Genomic DNA, 1,001 nt, shown 5'->3' with positions numbered 1-1,001 from the left:
CAGGCCTTTCTTTGACTACCGCTTCAGGGAAGCAAACTGGTTCAAGACCTTGGTCAAAAGTTTCCGAAAACTTCAGAAGTTTCACAAGAAAAGTTGGGATGAAGCCAAGGATCTCTGGGTTCAGCAATCCCTGGACAAAGAGGAAAAAGAAAATGCTCTCGAAGAACTGGCTCTATTCGAGATCTATTGTTCCCTTATTCTATTTTCTTGTCACCCTTTATATGAGTTCATGTCGGTCAGGGAAATCGAAAGACTCGAATTTCCTCTATCTCGTTTCGCTAGACTGATTATAAAACGTTTAGTGGTTTCTGGTGACTGCATTGGTTATTGTCCTAATTAAATGATCATTCTTGTAGTCAGTGAGAAAATAAACAAGTCGAATAGTTTCACATCGATTTTATTTATTTCAAATTTTGAAAGCATGGATTTTTTACCAAAAATGGGGATTTTTATCACAAAAGCCTTTTGTACTAATCTAGAAAATAATTTTTTATTTGTTTTTCTAAAATTTTATTAGTTTTTATTCGTTTTTATTTGGTTTTATAGTTTTTATTGGGTTTTTATGGTTTTTCTTTTTCAATCTACGGGCTTTTTAGTTTTGTTTCATCTCTCTCATCTGGGATTTTTTAAGTTTTTATGATAAATTTTGGGAATTTGAGATAATTTTGGAAAAGAAAAGTTTGTAATTTTACACTATTTCTGTCTCCTCGTTAAGAACAATTGTGTCATTTAGCTGTGAAGGGTTGAGATGGTGATTAAAAGAATCTCTGATTTCGTACCTAAAATACCAAATTATTAGTAAAATGTTGAGAATAACGAGGGTAAAATAAATGATGAGAAAGATCAAAAATGCATCCCAAGAATCCATGGTATAAATAGGGTTTTAATCTGCCAAAATTTTCAAAACATTAAATCTTAGTCCGGTATCAGGTTAAATGGTCAAAATTTCAATTTTCAATTTCACGGTTTTTCACTCCTCATTTTGATCGGGGGATAGGAAT

Annotated in this window: 1 protein-coding gene; it reads left to right on the top strand. The window is 32.3% G+C overall.

Annotation, left to right across the window (positions count from 1 at the left end):
• Positions 1-340 (top strand): hypothetical protein (locus ABWO04_RS12125; RefSeq protein ID WP_353079933.1); only part of this gene is annotated, 340 nt, incomplete at its 5' end.
• Positions 341-1,001: the final 661 nt, after the last annotated feature.

The sequence above is a fragment of the Flavobacterium sp. genome (assembly GCF_040382755.1).
Taxonomy (GTDB): domain Bacteria; phylum Bacteroidota; class Bacteroidia; order Flavobacteriales; family Flavobacteriaceae; genus Flavobacterium.
This window is presented reverse-complemented; position numbering and strand designations above follow the sequence as displayed.